Genomic DNA, 13,728 nt, shown 5'->3' on the forward strand with positions numbered 1-13,728 from the left:
CGGACGGTGTCGCAGCGCGGACGGCCCGTACTCGCCCGGTCATTCCACGAGGGCGCGGAACTGCGCGTCGTACAACCGGAAGTAGGCGCCGCGGGCCTCGAGGAGCTCGTCGTGCGTGCCCTGTTCCACGATGCGCCCGTGCTCCATCACCACGATCCGGTCCGCGTCGCGGATGGTCGACAGCCGGTGCGCGATCACGAAACTGGTGCGGCCCCGGCGCAGCACCGCCGTCGCGTGCTGCACGAGCAGCTCGGTGCGGGTGTCGACCGAGCTGGTGGCCTCGTCGAGGATCAGGATGGACGGCTGCGCGAGGAAGGCGCGGGCCGTGGTGATCAGCTGCCGCTCCCCCGCGCTGATGTTGCCGGCGTCCTCGTCGATCACGGTGTCGTAGCCGTCGGGCAGGGAACGCACGAACCGGTCGACGTAGCTGATGCGGGCGGCCTCGAGGATCTGGTCCTCGGTGGCGTCCGGCCTGCCGTAGGCGATGTTGTCGCGGATGGTGCCCCCGAAGAGCCAGGTGTCCTGCAGCACCATCCCGATACGCGAGCGCAGCTCGTCGCGGCTCATGGTCGTGATGTCCACGCCGTCGACGAGGATTCGTCCCGAATCCAGTTCGTAGAAGCGCAGGATCAGGTTCACCAGGGTGGTCTTGCCCGCGCCGGTGGGCCCGACGATCGCGACCATCTGCCCCGGCTCGACGCGCAGGTCGAGATGCTCGATCAGCGGTCGCTCCGGCAGGTACGAGAACGAGACGTCCTCGAACTCGACCAGGCCGTGCCGCCCCCACGGGGTGACGGGGGCAGGCGAGTCGGGCTCCTGTTCGGGTTCGTCGAGGATCTCGAACACCCGCTCGGCGGACGCCGCCGCGGACTGCAGCAGGTTGACCATCGCGCCGATCTGGCCGAGCGGCTGACCGAGCTGCCGCGAGTACTGGATCAGGGCCTGCACCTCGCCGAGGCTGACGGTGCCCGACGCGACCCGCAGCCCGCCGAGCACGGCGATCGCGACGTAGCTGAGGTTGCTCATGAACATCACCAGCGGCATCACCAGACCGGAGACGAACTGGGCGCGGAACCCGGCCCGGAACAATTCGTCGTTGGTCTCGGTGAAGCGACGCTCGACCTCGGCGGTCCGGCCGAAGGCGGTGACGAGTTCGTGGCCGGTGAAGGCCTCCTCGATCTGGCCGTTGAGGTTGCCGGTGGCCTTCCACTGGGTCACGAAGTGCCGTTTGGACCGCTTCGCCACCACCGCGGTCACCACCACCGACGCCGGCACCATGAGGATCGCGACGAGCGCGAGCAGCGGCGAGATCCACACCATCATCACGACGAGCCCGAGCAGGGTGAGCACCGACAGCACCAGCTGGCTGATCGACTGCTGCAAGCCCTGCGAGATGTTGTCGATGTCGTTGGTGACGCGGCTGAGCAGATCACCGCGGGAATGGGAGTCGAAATAGCGCAACGGCAGCGCGTGCACCTTGCGTTCCACCCGGGATCGCAGATCGCGGATGACGCGCTGCACGATCTCGTTGAGCCCGTACGCCGCCAGCCAGATCAGGCCCGACGACAGCAGGTACAGCGCGAGCACGAACACGAGGGTGCGGCCGAGGGCGGCGAAGTCGATGCCCGCGCCCGGCACGAGCGACATGGCCGACACCATCTCCGCGAACTGGTCGCGTCCCTGCGCCCGCAGCGCCTCGACCGCCTGTTCCTTCGACAGCCCGGCGGGCAGCTGACGGCCGATCACCCCGCTGAAGATCAGGTCGGTGGCGTGGCCGAGAATGCGGGGCGCCACCGAGGACGCCACCACCCCGAGCACGGCCAGGACGAGCACCACGGCCGCGGCCCACCGGTGCGGCCGCAACAGGCCGACGAGCCGTTTGGTGGCCGGCCACTTCTGCCGTGCCCGGTTCTCCGGCGCGCCCGGGTCCACACCCCCGAGCCGCGGCCCCGCCTCCTTGCGCTCGGTCATGCGGTCACCATGCGCTGCGACTCGACGATCTCGGCGTAGGTCGGGCAGCTCGCGAGCAGTTCCAGATGCGTGCCCGAGCCGACGACGGCCCCGCCGTCGAGGACGACGATGCGGTCGGCGTCGAGCACCGTGGACACCCGTTGCGCGACGACCACGACGCACGCATCGCGGGTCTCCGGGAACAGTGCCTCCCGCAGCCGCGCGTCGGTGGCCTGGTCCAGGGCCGAGAACGCATCGTCGAACAGGTAGATCGACGGCCGGCGGACCAGAGCCCGGGCGATGGCCAGGCGCTGGCGCTGCCCGCCCGAGACCGTGGTGCCGCCCTGGGCGACGAGGGTGTTCAGCCCCTCCGGCATCGCCCGGACGAAGTCCGCGGCCTGTGCGACCTCGAGGGCGTGCCAGAGCTCGTCGTCGGTCGCGTCGGCGCGGCCGTACCGCAGATTGTCGGCGACGGTGCCGGAGAACAGGTAGGCCCGCTGCGGCACGAGACCGATCGCGGCGCGCAGCACCTGCGGGTCCAGGTCACGCACATCGGTGCCGCCCACCAGGACCGAGCCGGCGGTGACGTCGATCAGCCGCGGGATCAGCCGCAGCAGGGTCGTCTTGCCGGAGCCGGTACCGCCGATCACGGCGGTCGTGCTGCCGGGCTCGGCCCGGAACGTCACGTCGCGCAGGACGGGCGCGTCGGCGCCGGGATACGCGAAGGCCGCACCCCGCAGCTCGAGGGTCACGGGGGTGGCGAGGGTGCGGACGGGCCGAGCCGGCGCCGGCAGCGACGATTCGGTGTCGAGCACGTCGAGGATCCGCTCGGCACACACCGCCGCGCGCGGCGCCATCATCGCCACGAACGACGTCATCATCACCGCCATGAGGATCTGCATGATGTAGCTCAGCAGCGCGGTGAGGGATCCGACCTGCATGTCACCGGTGTCGATCCGGTGGCCGCCGAACCACAGCACGGCCACGCTCGTGGCGTTGGCGATGAGCATCACGAGCGGGAACAGCAGGGCGTTGATGCGGCCGACGTGCAGGGCCGTGTCGGTCAGTTCCACGTTGGCGACCTCGAACCGGTCCCGTTCGGTGCGCTCGCGCACGAACGCCCGCACCACGCGGATGCCGGTGATCTGTTCGCGCAGTACCCGGTTGACGGCGTCGATGCGCACCTGCATCACCCGGAAGGCGGGCACCATCCTCGCGATCAGGACGAACATGGTGACCGCGAGGACGGGAACGGCAGCGACGAGCACCAGCGACGTGCCGGCGTCCTCGCGCAGCGCCATGACGATGCCACCGATACCCATGATCGGGGCCATCACCACGATGGTGCAGCTCATCAGCACGAGCATCTGCACCTGCTGCACGTCGTTGGTGTTGCGGGTGATGAGCGACGGCGCGCCGAACCGGCCGAACTCGCGGGCGGAGAATCCGCCGACGCGCCGGAGCACGGCGAGCCGCACGTCGCGGCCGACGGCCATGGCGGTGCGCGCCGCGAAGTACACCGAACCGATCGAGCAGCCGATCTGCACCGAGCTGATCGCCAGCATCACCGCGCCGGTGGTGAGGATGTACCCGATGTCGCCGCGGGCGACGCCGTAGTCGATCAGGTCGGCGTTGAGCGCCGGCAGGATCAGCATGGTGCCGGTGGCCACCATCTGCAGCAGCACCACCGCGATCAGCGCCCCCCGGTGAGGGCGCAGGAACCGCGGGAGCAACCGGACCAGCATGATCACCACGCTACCGGTGCAGCAGCCCGGTTCCCGGCACCTTTTCCGCCCGCGAGGGAACGGAAAAGGCGCCCGGGTCCGGTCATGTGTGCGCCGGCTCGCGGCTGGGCTCGGGGACGGTCAGCTCGCGGCGGAGCTTCTCGCCCTCGACGTCCACGTTCGGCAGGATGCGGTCCAGCCACGTCGGCAGCCACCAGGCCTTGTCGCCGAGCAGCGCCATCACCGCGGGGATGATCACCATGCGCACGACGAACGCGTCGAAGAACACGGCGGCGGCGAGCGCGAAGCCGATCGACTTGATGAACGAGTTCGGCTCGGCGATGAAGGCGGCGAACACCGAGATCATGATGACCGCCGCCGCGGTGACCACCCGGGCACCGTGGGCGAATCCGATCCGCACGGCCTCCTTCGCGGACGCGCCGTGGACGAACTCCTCCCGCATGCGGGTCACCAGGAAGACCTGGTAGTCCATCGCCAGGCCGAACACCACGCCGATGAGGAAGATCGGCATGAAGCTGACGATCGGCTGCGGGTTGGAGACCAGCCCGCCCCAGCCCTCCTGGAAGACCGCGACGGTCGCGCCGAACGTCGCCAGGACGCTGAGCAGGAATCCGAGGGTCGCGGTCAGCGGCACCAGGATCGACCGGAACACGAGCATCAGCAGGATGAACGCGAGTCCGACGACCACCGCGAGGTACGGGACGAGCGCGCTCTGCAGGGTCTCGGACACGTCGCCTTCGAGGGCGGTCTGTCCGGTGATGCCGTAGGAGACGCCGATCTCGTCGTGCAGCTGGGCCTCCTGGTCGCGGATGCTCGACACGAGGTCCATCGTCGCCGGCTCGCTGGGGCCCGACCGGGGGGTGACCATGATCTGCGCGGTGTCACCGGCCTGGTTGACGGCCACGATCTGGGCGTTGACCACCTCGTCCTGCTCGTACAGGCGCTGCACGACCTCCCCGAACGCCTGCTGCGGCGCGACGGTGGCCTCGCGGGCGTCGGCGACGACGAGCAGCGGGCCGTTGCGGCCGGGACCGAACGCCTCGTTCACGAGGTCGTAGGCCTGACGGGCGCTGGTCTTCGGGTCGCCGGTGGCCTCGGTGGGCAGGGCGAGCTGCAGGTTCGCGCCGGGCAGCGCGAGGATGCCGAGCAGCAGCACGCCGGCGACGAGCGGGATCAGCGGCTTGCCGGTGGCCCAGCGGATGTAACGCTGGGCGGCGCTCGGCCTGTCGGTGTCGGCCTCCGGGTCGTGGTCCTTCAGGCCCGGGATGCGGCCGGCGAACGCCTTGCGGCCGAACAGGCCGAGGATCGCCGGCAGCAGGGTGATCGCGATGAGCACGGCGATGAACACCGTGAATGCGGCCGCGTAGCCCATGGCGGACAGGAACGGGATCCCCACCACGCTGAGGGCCATCAGGGCGATGATCACAGTCAGGCCGGCGAACACGACGGCGGAGCCGGCGGTGCCCACGGCACGTCCGGCCGCCTCGGCACGGTCGGCGGTGACGGTGATCTCGTGCCGGAACCGGGAGACGATGAACAGCGAGTAGTCGATCGCGACGGCGAGACCGATCATGATCGCCAGCGTCGGGGTCATCGAGCTCAGGTCGGCGAAACCGGTGGCGATGGTGATGCCGAGGCTGCCGATGGCGATGCCGATGATGGCGGTGATCAGGGGCAGGCCCGCGGCGACGAGCGAGCCGAAGGTGATGGCGAGGACGACGGCGGCGATGCCGATTCCGATGAGTTCGGTGACGCCGCCGGGCATCTCGGCCTCCGCGGCGGCGGTGCCGCTGACCTGGACGTTCAGGCCCGCGTCCCGGCCGATCTCCGCGGCCGCGGCGATCTGCTCGCGCATCGTGTCGTCGACGTCGCCGAAGCCGCCCTCGAACGGGACGGTGACGAATCCGACGGTGCGGTCCGGGCTCAGTGGCGACAGCGCGGCCGCGTCGGCGAGCGCGGTCTCCTCCGGCTTGGCCTGTTGCTCCGCGGCGGTCTTCATCTGTTCGACGAGACCGGCGTTCGCGGTGACGGGGTCGACGAGGACGGCGGCCTGCTGCTCGGGGGTGGCGACGGCCGGGTCGATCTTGGCGGCGGCGGTCACCTTGTCGATCCCGCGGATCGCCGCCAGCACCTCGTTCATCGCCGCGAGGTTCTGTGGTTCGTCGAGGGTCCCGCCGTCGGGGGCGGCGAACACGTAGCGCGCGCTGAGCGCGTTCATCGGGTCCGCGGCGTTCGGGAACCGTTCGGCGAGCAGGTCCTGCGTCTGCTGCGCGGGAGTGCCGGGGATGGAGAACGAGTCCGTCGTCGGCCCGGACAGGGTGGCCGCACCCACGCCGAAGAGGACGAGGATCGCCAGCCAGAGGGAGAGGACCGTGCCTTTTCGCCGATAGGCGAACTTGCCGATCCGATAGAGATAGGTCGCCACGGGGAACCTCGTCTTCCGGATGTGTCGTGCAGGTGTCTTAGGAAAGGCCTTGCCGCAGCTGCCCGAAGGCGGCACGGACGAGTTCCTCGGGGGAAGCCGCCCCCGAAGTGCCGGCGAGCCACAGTTCGACTGCCGACTTCATGGCCGAGACCGCGGCGTAGCGGACCAGGCTCGGGTACAGGTCGACCCGGGGATCGGTGCCGGTGCGCTCGGCGATGGCCTCGACGAGCAGTTGCGAGGCGCGCACTTCCATCTCGACGCGGCGCGCCAGCAGTGCCGGGCTCTGATCGACGAGTTCCATGGTCGAACACAGCTCGACGAAGTCGCCGTCCGGCTCCGAAACGATCTGCCGGGCGACGGCTTCCATGGAGTCCCATACGGGTTCCCCGGCGGGCCGTGAGTGCAGGCGCCCGACCCAGGAGTGCACCAACCCCTCGAGATGCGCGAGGACGGCCTCCTCCTTGCTCGCGAAGTAGTTGTGGAAGGTGCGGGTGGACACGCCCGCCTTCGCGGCGATGGCGTCGGCGGTGACGCCGTCGATGCCCTTGGCGCGGGCAAGGTCGGCCGCGGCGGCAACGAGCGCTGCCCGCGTGGCGGCCTTCTTGCGGTCACGCAGTCCGGGCGGATTGGTCACGTCTTCCACGGTACGCATCTTGCAGAGCCCTGCAAATTTGCAGAGAACTGCAAGAATATGCGGTTGCCCACACCGCCCCGGGCGTTGTGGCAGCGCTCACGTGCGCCGGCGTTCCCAGGCGCCCGGATCGGCGGTCAGGTCGGCCACGAACCGCGGAAGATCGTCCGCGACGACGTCGGCGAGGGTGACCTCCTCGAGGACGGCCCGCAGATTCACCCGCACCGCGATCCATACGTCGCGCAGGCGTTCGGCCGGGCCGGTGTAGACCACATCCTCGGGCCGCTCGCCGCGCACCGACGCGAGCGGGCCTTCCACGGTGCGAATGATGTCCGCGATGGAGATCTCGTCGGCCGGGCGGGCCAGCCAGTACCCCCCTTCGGGGCCGCGACGGCTGTGCACCAGTCCGCCGCGGCGCAGATCCCCGAGGACCGCCTCGAGGAACTTGTGCGGGATGCGCTGCGCCCGGGCCAGGCCCTCCGCCTTGGCGGGCGCCTCGCCGGCCGCCGCGAGTTCGAGCAGGGTGCGCACGGCATAGTCCACCCGGGCGGTGATATGCACGTCGCACTCCTCGGTTCGCGCCTGGCCGCCGGGCGCCGGCGGACACACGATTCCTACCAAACCGGAGGGAAAGCGCGCGACGCGGCCGCGGTCATGCGACGACGGTGCAACTGCGGTCATGCGACGACGGTGCGACGACGTGCCGACGCCGCGCACAGTGCGAGCCCGGCGACGACCCATGCGCTCAGCACCAGCACCGCCGTCCCGCCGCCGTGCCCGTCGAAGAAGGCCACCGAACGGACCAGCGTGCCGGCGGCGCCGGGTGGCAGCAGCTGACCGAAGGTGCCCCACCCCTGCGGCAGCCACGCTGCGGTGGTCGCGAAGCCCGACAGCGGGTTGCCGACGAACATCATCAGGACCGCCCCGGCACCGAAACCGGGCAGCCCGAAGAGCGACTCGAGGCCGAGCAGTGGCAGCGAGACGGCGGCCAGGCCCAGCGTGAGCGCTCCGGCGGTGGCCCAGTAGTTCCCGGTCAGGCTGCCGAACCCGAACTGCAGGACGGCAGTGAGGGTCAGCCCCGCGAGCACCGCGAAGCCGACCGCGCCGAACACGCGCAGGCCGACCCGCCGGGGGAACAGCCGGACGAGGGCGATCGCGGGCACCAGACCGCCCAGGACCAGCGGCAGGGCCAGCGAGTTCAGGCCGGCCCCCGCCGGGTCGTCGGCCGGCAGCGGCACGACGTCGCGCACGGGAACGGGTCGGCCGACGGCCTCCGACAGGCCGGTGGCCGTGGCGGTGAGAACCTGAGCGACGGGGGCGCCGCCGGCCCCGGCGACATACATCGCGGGCCCGTCCGGCCCGACGGCGAGGCCACCGACGACCTCGCGGTGCTCGATGGCGCTGCGCAGCGCCTCCGCGTCGGCGTACCGTTGCGGCGCGAACGCACCGGGCCGGGCACCGGAGAGGCCGGCCTCGATCTGGGCGACGGCCTGGTCCGGCCCGGCGATGCCGATCTTCAGCGCGTGCGGGCCGCTGTTCACGGCGGGCGCGGCGAATGCGAACAGCATCAGGGCGATGACGGCGGTGAGCGCGAGCACGACGCCGGCGACGCGTACCGCGTCCGGCGGGGCGTGCCGCGCCGTGGAGGTGTCCGGGGAGGAGGTCGGGGCAACCATGACGGCTCCTTGAAGTGGAGGATTGTTCTCCGTTTATGTGGAGTATATTCCTCCGGTAGGAGTGGGGTGTCAACCCGCCGAACACAGGAGATCCCATGCGCGCCGATGCCGCCCGCCGCCGCGAGGCCCTGATCCTCGCGGCCCGCGACGTGCTCGCCGAACGCGGGCACGACGCACCCCTCGATGCCATCGCCGAGCGCGCCGGCGTCGGCATCGCCACCCTCTACCGCAACTTCCCCACCCGCGACGATCTCGCGCACGCCGTGGCCCGTCGCACCCTCGACGAGGCGGGCGCGGCGGCGGATCGCGCCCTCGCCGCGATGACGTCGGACCCCGAACGTGCCTGGGCCGAATTCGTCGACACCGCCGTCCGGCTGCGGCTCGGCGCCCTGATCCCGGCTCTCATCGTCGAGAGCTACCGGGAACTGCCCGACGACGTCCTCGAGATCCGGGAGGGCACCAAGGCGCGCGTCACCGAGCTCGTCCACGCCGCACAGCAGGCCGGCCTCGTCCGCGACGACGTCCAGCCGATCGAGGTGATCATGGCGGTGGCCCGGCTGACCCGCCCCCACGTGCGGTTCGTCGACGACGTCGTGCCCGCCCTCGTGCCCCGGATGATCGCGATCTACCTCGCCGGCCTGCGTCCGGACGGGCGGCCGCTCCCGCAGTGACCGCCCGGCGGCCCCTCGCCCGCCGTAGTGACCGTCACCACATTCCGGTAGATTGGACGCCTGTTCACATCACTCCCGGAGGACCGAATGTGGGAGACCCTGACGGCGTCCTGGGCGTCGCTGCTCGAGCCCCTGCACGACCCCGTCGCGTTGGCCATCCCGGCGTTCCTGCTCTTCCTCGCCCTCGAATGGGCCGCCGCCCGCACGCTCGAGCACGTCGAACCCGGCGACGACGGGCACACCCGTCCGCCGCGCGGCGGCTACGAGGCCATCGACGCGCGCACGAGCATCTCCATGGGATTGGTCTCCATCGGCACCAGCGCCGCCTGGAAGGTGCTGGCCCTCGTCGGCTACTCGGCGATCTGGGTGTACCTCGCACCGTGGCACCTGCCGGCGGACGCCTGGTACACGTGGGCGATCCTGATCCTCGGCATCGACCTGCTCTACTACTGGTACCACCGGACAGCGCACCGGGTGCGGCTCGTGTGGGCCACCCACCAGGCACACCACTCGAGCGAGTACTTCAACTTCGCCACGGCCCTGCGCCAGAAATGGAACAACAGCGGCGAGATCCTCATGTGGCTGCCGCTGCCCTTCCTCGGCATCCCGCCGTGGATGGTGTTCGTCGGATTCTCCGTCTCGCTCGTGTACCAGTTCTTCGTGCACACCGAGCGGGTGGGCACGCTGCCCCGGCCCGTCGAGTTCGTGTTCAACACCCCCTCACACCATCGTGTGCACCACGGGTGCGACCCCGAATACCTCGACCGCAACTACGGCGGCATCCTGATCCTGTGGGACCGCCTGTTCGGTACCTTCCGCCGCGAGACCCACCGCCCCACGTACGGACTCACCAAGCCCGTCGGCACCTACAACATCTGGCGGCTGCAGACGCACGAGTACCAGGCCATCGCCCGCGACTGGCGGGCCGCCACGAGGTGGCGCGACAAGCTCGGCTATACGTTCGGCCCGCCCGGCTGGGCGCCGCAGCGACCGACCACCGTCGCGAGTGCGCAGTTGTCGTCACGACACGCCGGGTGAAGCGACCGGAACTGCGCATTCGACGAACGAAAACGGCCCCGATCCGGTCAACCGGATCGGGGCCGTTCTTGGCGGTGGCGGAGGGATTTGAACCCTCGGACGGGGGTTACCCGTCACACGCTTTCGAGGCGTGCTCCTTAGGCCGCTCGGACACGCCACCGCCCACGACTTTACCGGATTCGGTCCCGGAGTTGAAATCCGCAGGTCACCGGCGTTCGGCGAGACGCTGGGCCCGGAAGAAGCCTTCGAGCACCGCCGCGCATTCGTCCTCGAGCACGCCGCCGCGCACCTGGGGGCGGTGGGTGAGCCGACGATCACGCACCACGTCCCACAGCGACCCGACCGCACCCGTCTTCGGCTCCCATGCCCCGAATACCACGCGGTGCACCCTGGCCAGCACCAGCGCGCCCGCACACATCGTGCACGGCTCCAGCGTCACGGCCAGCGTCGTGCCCTCGAGCCGCCAGCCGTCGCCGTGCACCTTCGCCGCCGCGCGCAGCGCCAGCACCTCCGCATGAGCCGTCGGATCGCCCGTGGCCTCCCGCGAATTCGCCGCACGGGCCAGCTCGGTCCCGTCCGCATCGAACAGCACCGCACCCACCGGCACGTCGCCGGCCGGCGCCGCGGCGGCCGCCTCCAGCGCGGCCCGGATCATCGCCTCGTCGTCGCGCAGGCCCATCTAGGGGCGCAGCTTGTCCAGCGTCGTGGCGAGGACGTCGTCGAATCCCAGCCGCTGGGCGATCTCCTCGATCTGCTCGTCCGGATACAGATCGGACTCGGCGGCGATCACCGCCAGCACCGGCTCCGGCAATCCCAAGTCCGCGAGAATCCCCAGATCGCCCTCCTCCCACGGCTCGATGTCGTCGAGCTCGTCGGGGTCGATATCCGGGATTTCGATGTTCAACGCGTCGAGCACGTCGGCGGCGATGTCGTAGTCGATGGCCATGGTCGCGTCGGACAGCAGCAGACGCGTGCCCGACGGGGCGGGCCGGACGATGACGAAGAACTCGTCGTCCACGTTGAGCAACCCGAAGATCGCGCCGGTGCTGCGCAGCTCGCGCAGCTCCCGGTCGGCCACCTCGAGGCTCGTCAACACCGCCGCCGACAGTGCCTTGCACTTCCAGCGACCGTCCTCCCGCGTCACGGCGACCCCGAACCCGTCGAGGTCCTCAGTCGAACTCACGGAAGGGCTCTTGTTCCCCGCACGCTGCGCAGCCATGGGCGCAACGGTAGTCGGCGCAGTCCCGTGAATGAAGTCCAGCGGGCGATGTGCCAACCTGTTCGGGTGCCCACCTCCGCGTCCACCCCGCCCGTGTGTGTGCTCGGCCTCGGCCTGATCGGCGGATCGTTGCTGCGTGCGGCCGTCGCCGCGGGTCGCGAGGCCTGGGGATACAACAGGTCGGCGGAGCCCGTCGAGGCCGCGCGGGCCGACGGATTCGACGCCTCCACCGACCTGCCGGCCACGCTGCGGCGCGCCGCGGAATCCGACGCCCTCGTCGTCGTCGCCGTGCCCGTGCCCGCGGTGGACGCGGTGCTCGCCGCCGTCGCCGAGCACGCCCCGCACGCCGCGCTGACCGACGTGGTCAGCGTCAAGTCGCAGGTCGCCGCCGCTGTCGCCGCCCACGGGCTGTCCGCCCGCTTCGTCGGCGGCCATCCCATGGCCGGCACCGCCGAGTCCGGCTGGTCGGCGGGATTCGCGGAACTGTTCCGCGACGCGGTGTGGGTGGTCACCGTGGACGACGGCACCGACCCCGTGGTGTGGACGCAGGTCGCCGATCTCGCCCTCGACTGCGGTTCCGTCGTCGTGCCCGCCGAATCGGGTGAGCACGACGCTGCGGTCGCCCGCGTCTCGCACCTGCCGCACCTGCTCGCCGAGGCACTGGCGCTGTCCGGGGCCGCCGGAGGCGACCTGGCGCTGGGCCTGGCCGCCGGCTCGTTCCGCGACGGCACCCGCGTCGCCGGGACGGCACCCGCGCTGGTCGACGCGATGTGCGAGGGCAACGCCACGGCGCTGCTCACGACCCTCGACGAGACCCTCGAGGTGCTGCGCCTCGCCCGCGAGCGACTCGCCGACGGCAGCACCGCCGAGCTGACCGCCGCCGGTCACGCCGCCCGGCGACGATTCGAGCAGCGCGCACGGCGGCCCGTCACCGGCATCGTCCCCGGCGATGCCGACTGGATCGCCCGGCTGCGCGAGGCCGGCCGCCGCGGCGAGGTGTGGACGCGGTGACACTGCGCGACACCACGGCGGCACTCGCGAAAGGCGAACTGACCGCCACCGGCCACGTCCGGCAGGTGCTGGCCGACCTCGACGCCCTCGACGGCACACCGTGGTCGAACCTCGTGGCCGCTCGCAACGACGCCGCCGCCCTCGAGTCCGCCGCTCGCGCCGACGCCGAACTCGCGGCCGGCAACTGGATCGGCCCGCTGCACGGTGTCGCCGTCGCCGTCAAGGACAACATCGACGTCGCCGGGATGCCGACGCGGTGCGGCAGCAACGTCCTCGCCGACGCACCGCCGGCCGCACGGGACGCCAGGATCGTCGAGCGGCTCCGCGAGGCCGGCGCCGTCGTGGTGGCCAAGACGCACCTGCACGAGTTCGCGTACGGGCCGAGTGGCCTGGTCAACGCGTCCGGACCGGCCCGGCACCCGCACGATCCCACCCGGATCACCGGCGGCTCGTCCTCGGGGTCGGCGGCGCTCGTCGCCAAGGGCATCGTGCCGCTGGCGCTGGGCACCGACACCGGATGCAGTGTGCGGACCCCGGCGGCACTGTGCGGCGTCGTCGGCCTCAAGCCCACCCGCGGCGCGTTGCCGGTCGACGGGGTGTTCCCCCTGTCCACCACCTTCGACCACGTGGGCCTGCTCGCCCGCGACGTCCTCGACGCCGGACTGGCGTGGGGTGCGCTGCCCGGAATCGCACACCTGCGCACGCCCGTCTCGGGTCTGCGGGTCGGGCGGCTGCGCGGCGGCCTCTGGGACGTGCCCGACGCCACATTCGAGTCCGCGCTCGACGACGCCTGCCGCACGCTCGCCCACCTCGGTGCGGAGGTACGGGACGTGACGCTGCCGGAGACCGACGACCTGCTCGCCGTGTATCCCGTCGTCACCGGCTCGGAGGCGTACGAAACCCATCAGCGCTGGTTCGAGAACGACCCGGACCTCTACCAGCCGGCCACCGCGGCGCTGCTCGCGGCTCAGCGGGACCGTCCGGCGACGGACTACGTGCGGGCCGTGCGAACGGCCGCCCGGCTGCGCCGCGACGTCCTGCGCCGGCTACGCCGCGACGACGGGCTCGACGCCCTGATCACCGTCACCACCCCGCTGCGATCGGCCGCACTCGACAGCGACCCCGCCGCGCTCCGGGGGCCGCTATTGCAGATGTGCATCCCGTTCAGCGTGCTCGGCGTACCTGCGGTGTCGGTTCCCGCGCCGGGCGGCGGAGACTTTCCCATCGGCGTACAGGTGATCGGATTGACCACCGGGACCGGCGGGCACGGCAGTCACCCCGGAGAGTCCACGGCCCTCGCACTGGCGATGGCAATGGAGGGCAGCGCCCTCTCCTGAAACTGCGAGGGCAGCGCCCTCTCCT

General features: G+C 71.2%; 12 protein-coding genes and 1 tRNA gene. 4 read left to right on the forward strand and 9 right to left on the reverse strand.

Annotation, left to right across the window (positions count from 1 at the left end; genetic code table 11):
* Window positions 1-39: 39 nt before the first annotated feature.
* The 6 genes from OCS65_RS27490 to OCS65_RS27515 form a co-directional block, all read right to left on the reverse strand.
* Window positions 40-1,971 (reverse strand): ABC transporter ATP-binding protein, encoded by a 1,932-nt coding sequence (locus tag OCS65_RS27490; RefSeq protein WP_231772124.1) that lies wholly within the window; start codon window positions 1,969-1,971, stop codon window positions 40-42.
* Window positions 1,968-3,695, reverse strand: coding sequence for an ABC transporter ATP-binding protein (locus OCS65_RS27495; RefSeq protein ID WP_029547068.1), 1,728 nt, complete (start codon window positions 3,693-3,695; stop codon window positions 1,968-1,970). The genes OCS65_RS27490 and OCS65_RS27495 overlap by 4 nt, the downstream gene beginning before the upstream one ends.
* Window positions 3,696-3,777: 82 nt before the next feature.
* The gene (locus tag OCS65_RS27500; RefSeq protein WP_050034396.1) at window positions 3,778-6,120 is read right to left on the reverse strand and encodes an MMPL family transporter; all 2,343 of its coding nucleotides are present in this window, start codon (window positions 6,118-6,120) and stop codon (window positions 3,778-3,780) included.
* 37 nt (window positions 6,121-6,157) lie between these two features.
* On the reverse strand, window positions 6,158-6,772 hold the full coding sequence (locus tag OCS65_RS27505; protein WP_044476379.1) for a TetR/AcrR family transcriptional regulator: 615 nt from the start codon (window positions 6,770-6,772) through the stop codon (window positions 6,158-6,160).
* 78 nt (window positions 6,773-6,850) lie between these two features.
* Complete coding sequence (locus OCS65_RS27510; RefSeq protein ID WP_029547065.1) at window positions 6,851-7,312, reverse strand: RrF2 family transcriptional regulator; 462 nt, start codon at window positions 7,310-7,312, stop codon at window positions 6,851-6,853.
* A 116-nt stretch (window positions 7,313-7,428) separates the two neighbouring features.
* Complete coding sequence (locus OCS65_RS27515) at window positions 7,429-8,427, reverse strand: hypothetical protein (RefSeq protein ID WP_029547064.1); 999 nt, start codon at window positions 8,425-8,427, stop codon at window positions 7,429-7,431.
* Window positions 8,428-8,522: 95 nt separating this feature from the next.
* Between OCS65_RS27515 and OCS65_RS27520 the strand changes: the two genes are divergently transcribed.
* Both OCS65_RS27520 and OCS65_RS27525 read left to right on the forward strand, forming a co-directional pair.
* On the forward strand, window positions 8,523-9,098 hold the full coding sequence (locus OCS65_RS27520) for a TetR/AcrR family transcriptional regulator (protein WP_006944476.1): 576 nt from the start codon (window positions 8,523-8,525) through the stop codon (window positions 9,096-9,098).
* Window positions 9,099-9,185: 87 nt separating this feature from the next.
* On the forward strand, window positions 9,186-10,136 hold the full coding sequence (locus OCS65_RS27525) for a sterol desaturase family protein (RefSeq protein WP_231772125.1): 951 nt from the start codon (window positions 9,186-9,188) through the stop codon (window positions 10,134-10,136).
* Window positions 10,137-10,205: 69 nt separating this feature from the next.
* Here OCS65_RS27525 and OCS65_RS27530 read toward each other — a convergent pair.
* The 3 genes from OCS65_RS27530 to OCS65_RS27540 form a co-directional block, all read right to left on the reverse strand.
* Window positions 10,206-10,296, reverse strand: a tRNA-Ser gene (locus tag OCS65_RS27530).
* 45 nt (window positions 10,297-10,341) lie between these two features.
* Window positions 10,342-10,815 (reverse strand): nucleoside deaminase, encoded by a 474-nt coding sequence (locus OCS65_RS27535; RefSeq protein WP_029547062.1) that lies wholly within the window; start codon window positions 10,813-10,815, stop codon window positions 10,342-10,344.
* Window positions 10,816-11,355, reverse strand: a complete 540-nt coding sequence (locus tag OCS65_RS27540) for a tRNA adenosine deaminase-associated protein (protein WP_029547061.1) — start codon at window positions 11,353-11,355, stop codon at window positions 10,816-10,818.
* Between the two features lie 48 nt (window positions 11,356-11,403).
* Here OCS65_RS27540 and OCS65_RS27545 point away from each other — a divergent pair, with 48 nt between their 5' ends.
* Window positions 11,404-12,366: a prephenate dehydrogenase gene (locus tag OCS65_RS27545; protein WP_044476377.1), complete on the forward strand. Its 963-nt coding sequence runs from the start codon at window positions 11,404-11,406 to the stop codon at window positions 12,364-12,366.
* Window positions 12,354-13,703 (forward strand): amidase, encoded by a 1,350-nt coding sequence (locus OCS65_RS27550; RefSeq protein ID WP_231772126.1) that lies wholly within the window; start codon window positions 12,354-12,356, stop codon window positions 13,701-13,703. Before OCS65_RS27545 ends, OCS65_RS27550 begins: the two co-directional genes overlap by 13 nt.
* Window positions 13,704-13,728: the final 25 nt, after the last annotated feature.

Origin of the sequence: Rhodococcus aetherivorans (assembly GCF_025722975.1) — a bacterium.
Classification (GTDB): domain Bacteria; phylum Actinomycetota; class Actinomycetes; order Mycobacteriales; family Mycobacteriaceae; genus Rhodococcus; species Rhodococcus aetherivorans.

Excerpts from the sequence above, each read along its gene's own strand:
- OCS65_RS27495 (WP_029547068.1), bottom strand. The coding sequence starts at position 3,695 with ATGCTGGTCCGGTTGCTCCCGCGGTTCCTGCGCCCTCACCGGGGGGCG.
- OCS65_RS27540 (WP_029547061.1), bottom strand. The coding sequence starts at position 11,355 with ATGGCTGCGCAGCGTGCGGGGAACAAGAGCCCTTCCGTGAGTTCGACT.
- OCS65_RS27505 (WP_044476379.1), bottom strand. The coding sequence starts at position 6,772 with ATGCGTACCGTGGAAGACGTGACCAATCCGCCCGGACTGCGTGACCGC.
- OCS65_RS27515 (WP_029547064.1), bottom strand. The coding sequence starts at position 8,427 with ATGGTTGCCCCGACCTCCTCCCCGGACACCTCCACGGCGCGGCACGCC.
- OCS65_RS27490 (WP_231772124.1), bottom strand. The coding sequence starts at position 1,971 with ATGACCGAGCGCAAGGAGGCGGGGCCGCGGCTCGGGGGTGTGGACCCG.
- OCS65_RS27545 (WP_044476377.1), top strand. The coding sequence starts at position 11,404 with ATGTGCCAACCTGTTCGGGTGCCCACCTCCGCGTCCACCCCGCCCGTG.
- OCS65_RS27535 (WP_029547062.1), bottom strand. The coding sequence starts at position 10,815 with ATGGGCCTGCGCGACGACGAGGCGATGATCCGGGCCGCGCTGGAGGCG.
- OCS65_RS27520 (WP_006944476.1), top strand. The coding sequence starts at position 8,523 with ATGCGCGCCGATGCCGCCCGCCGCCGCGAGGCCCTGATCCTCGCGGCC.
- OCS65_RS27525 (WP_231772125.1), top strand. The coding sequence starts at position 9,186 with ATGTGGGAGACCCTGACGGCGTCCTGGGCGTCGCTGCTCGAGCCCCTG.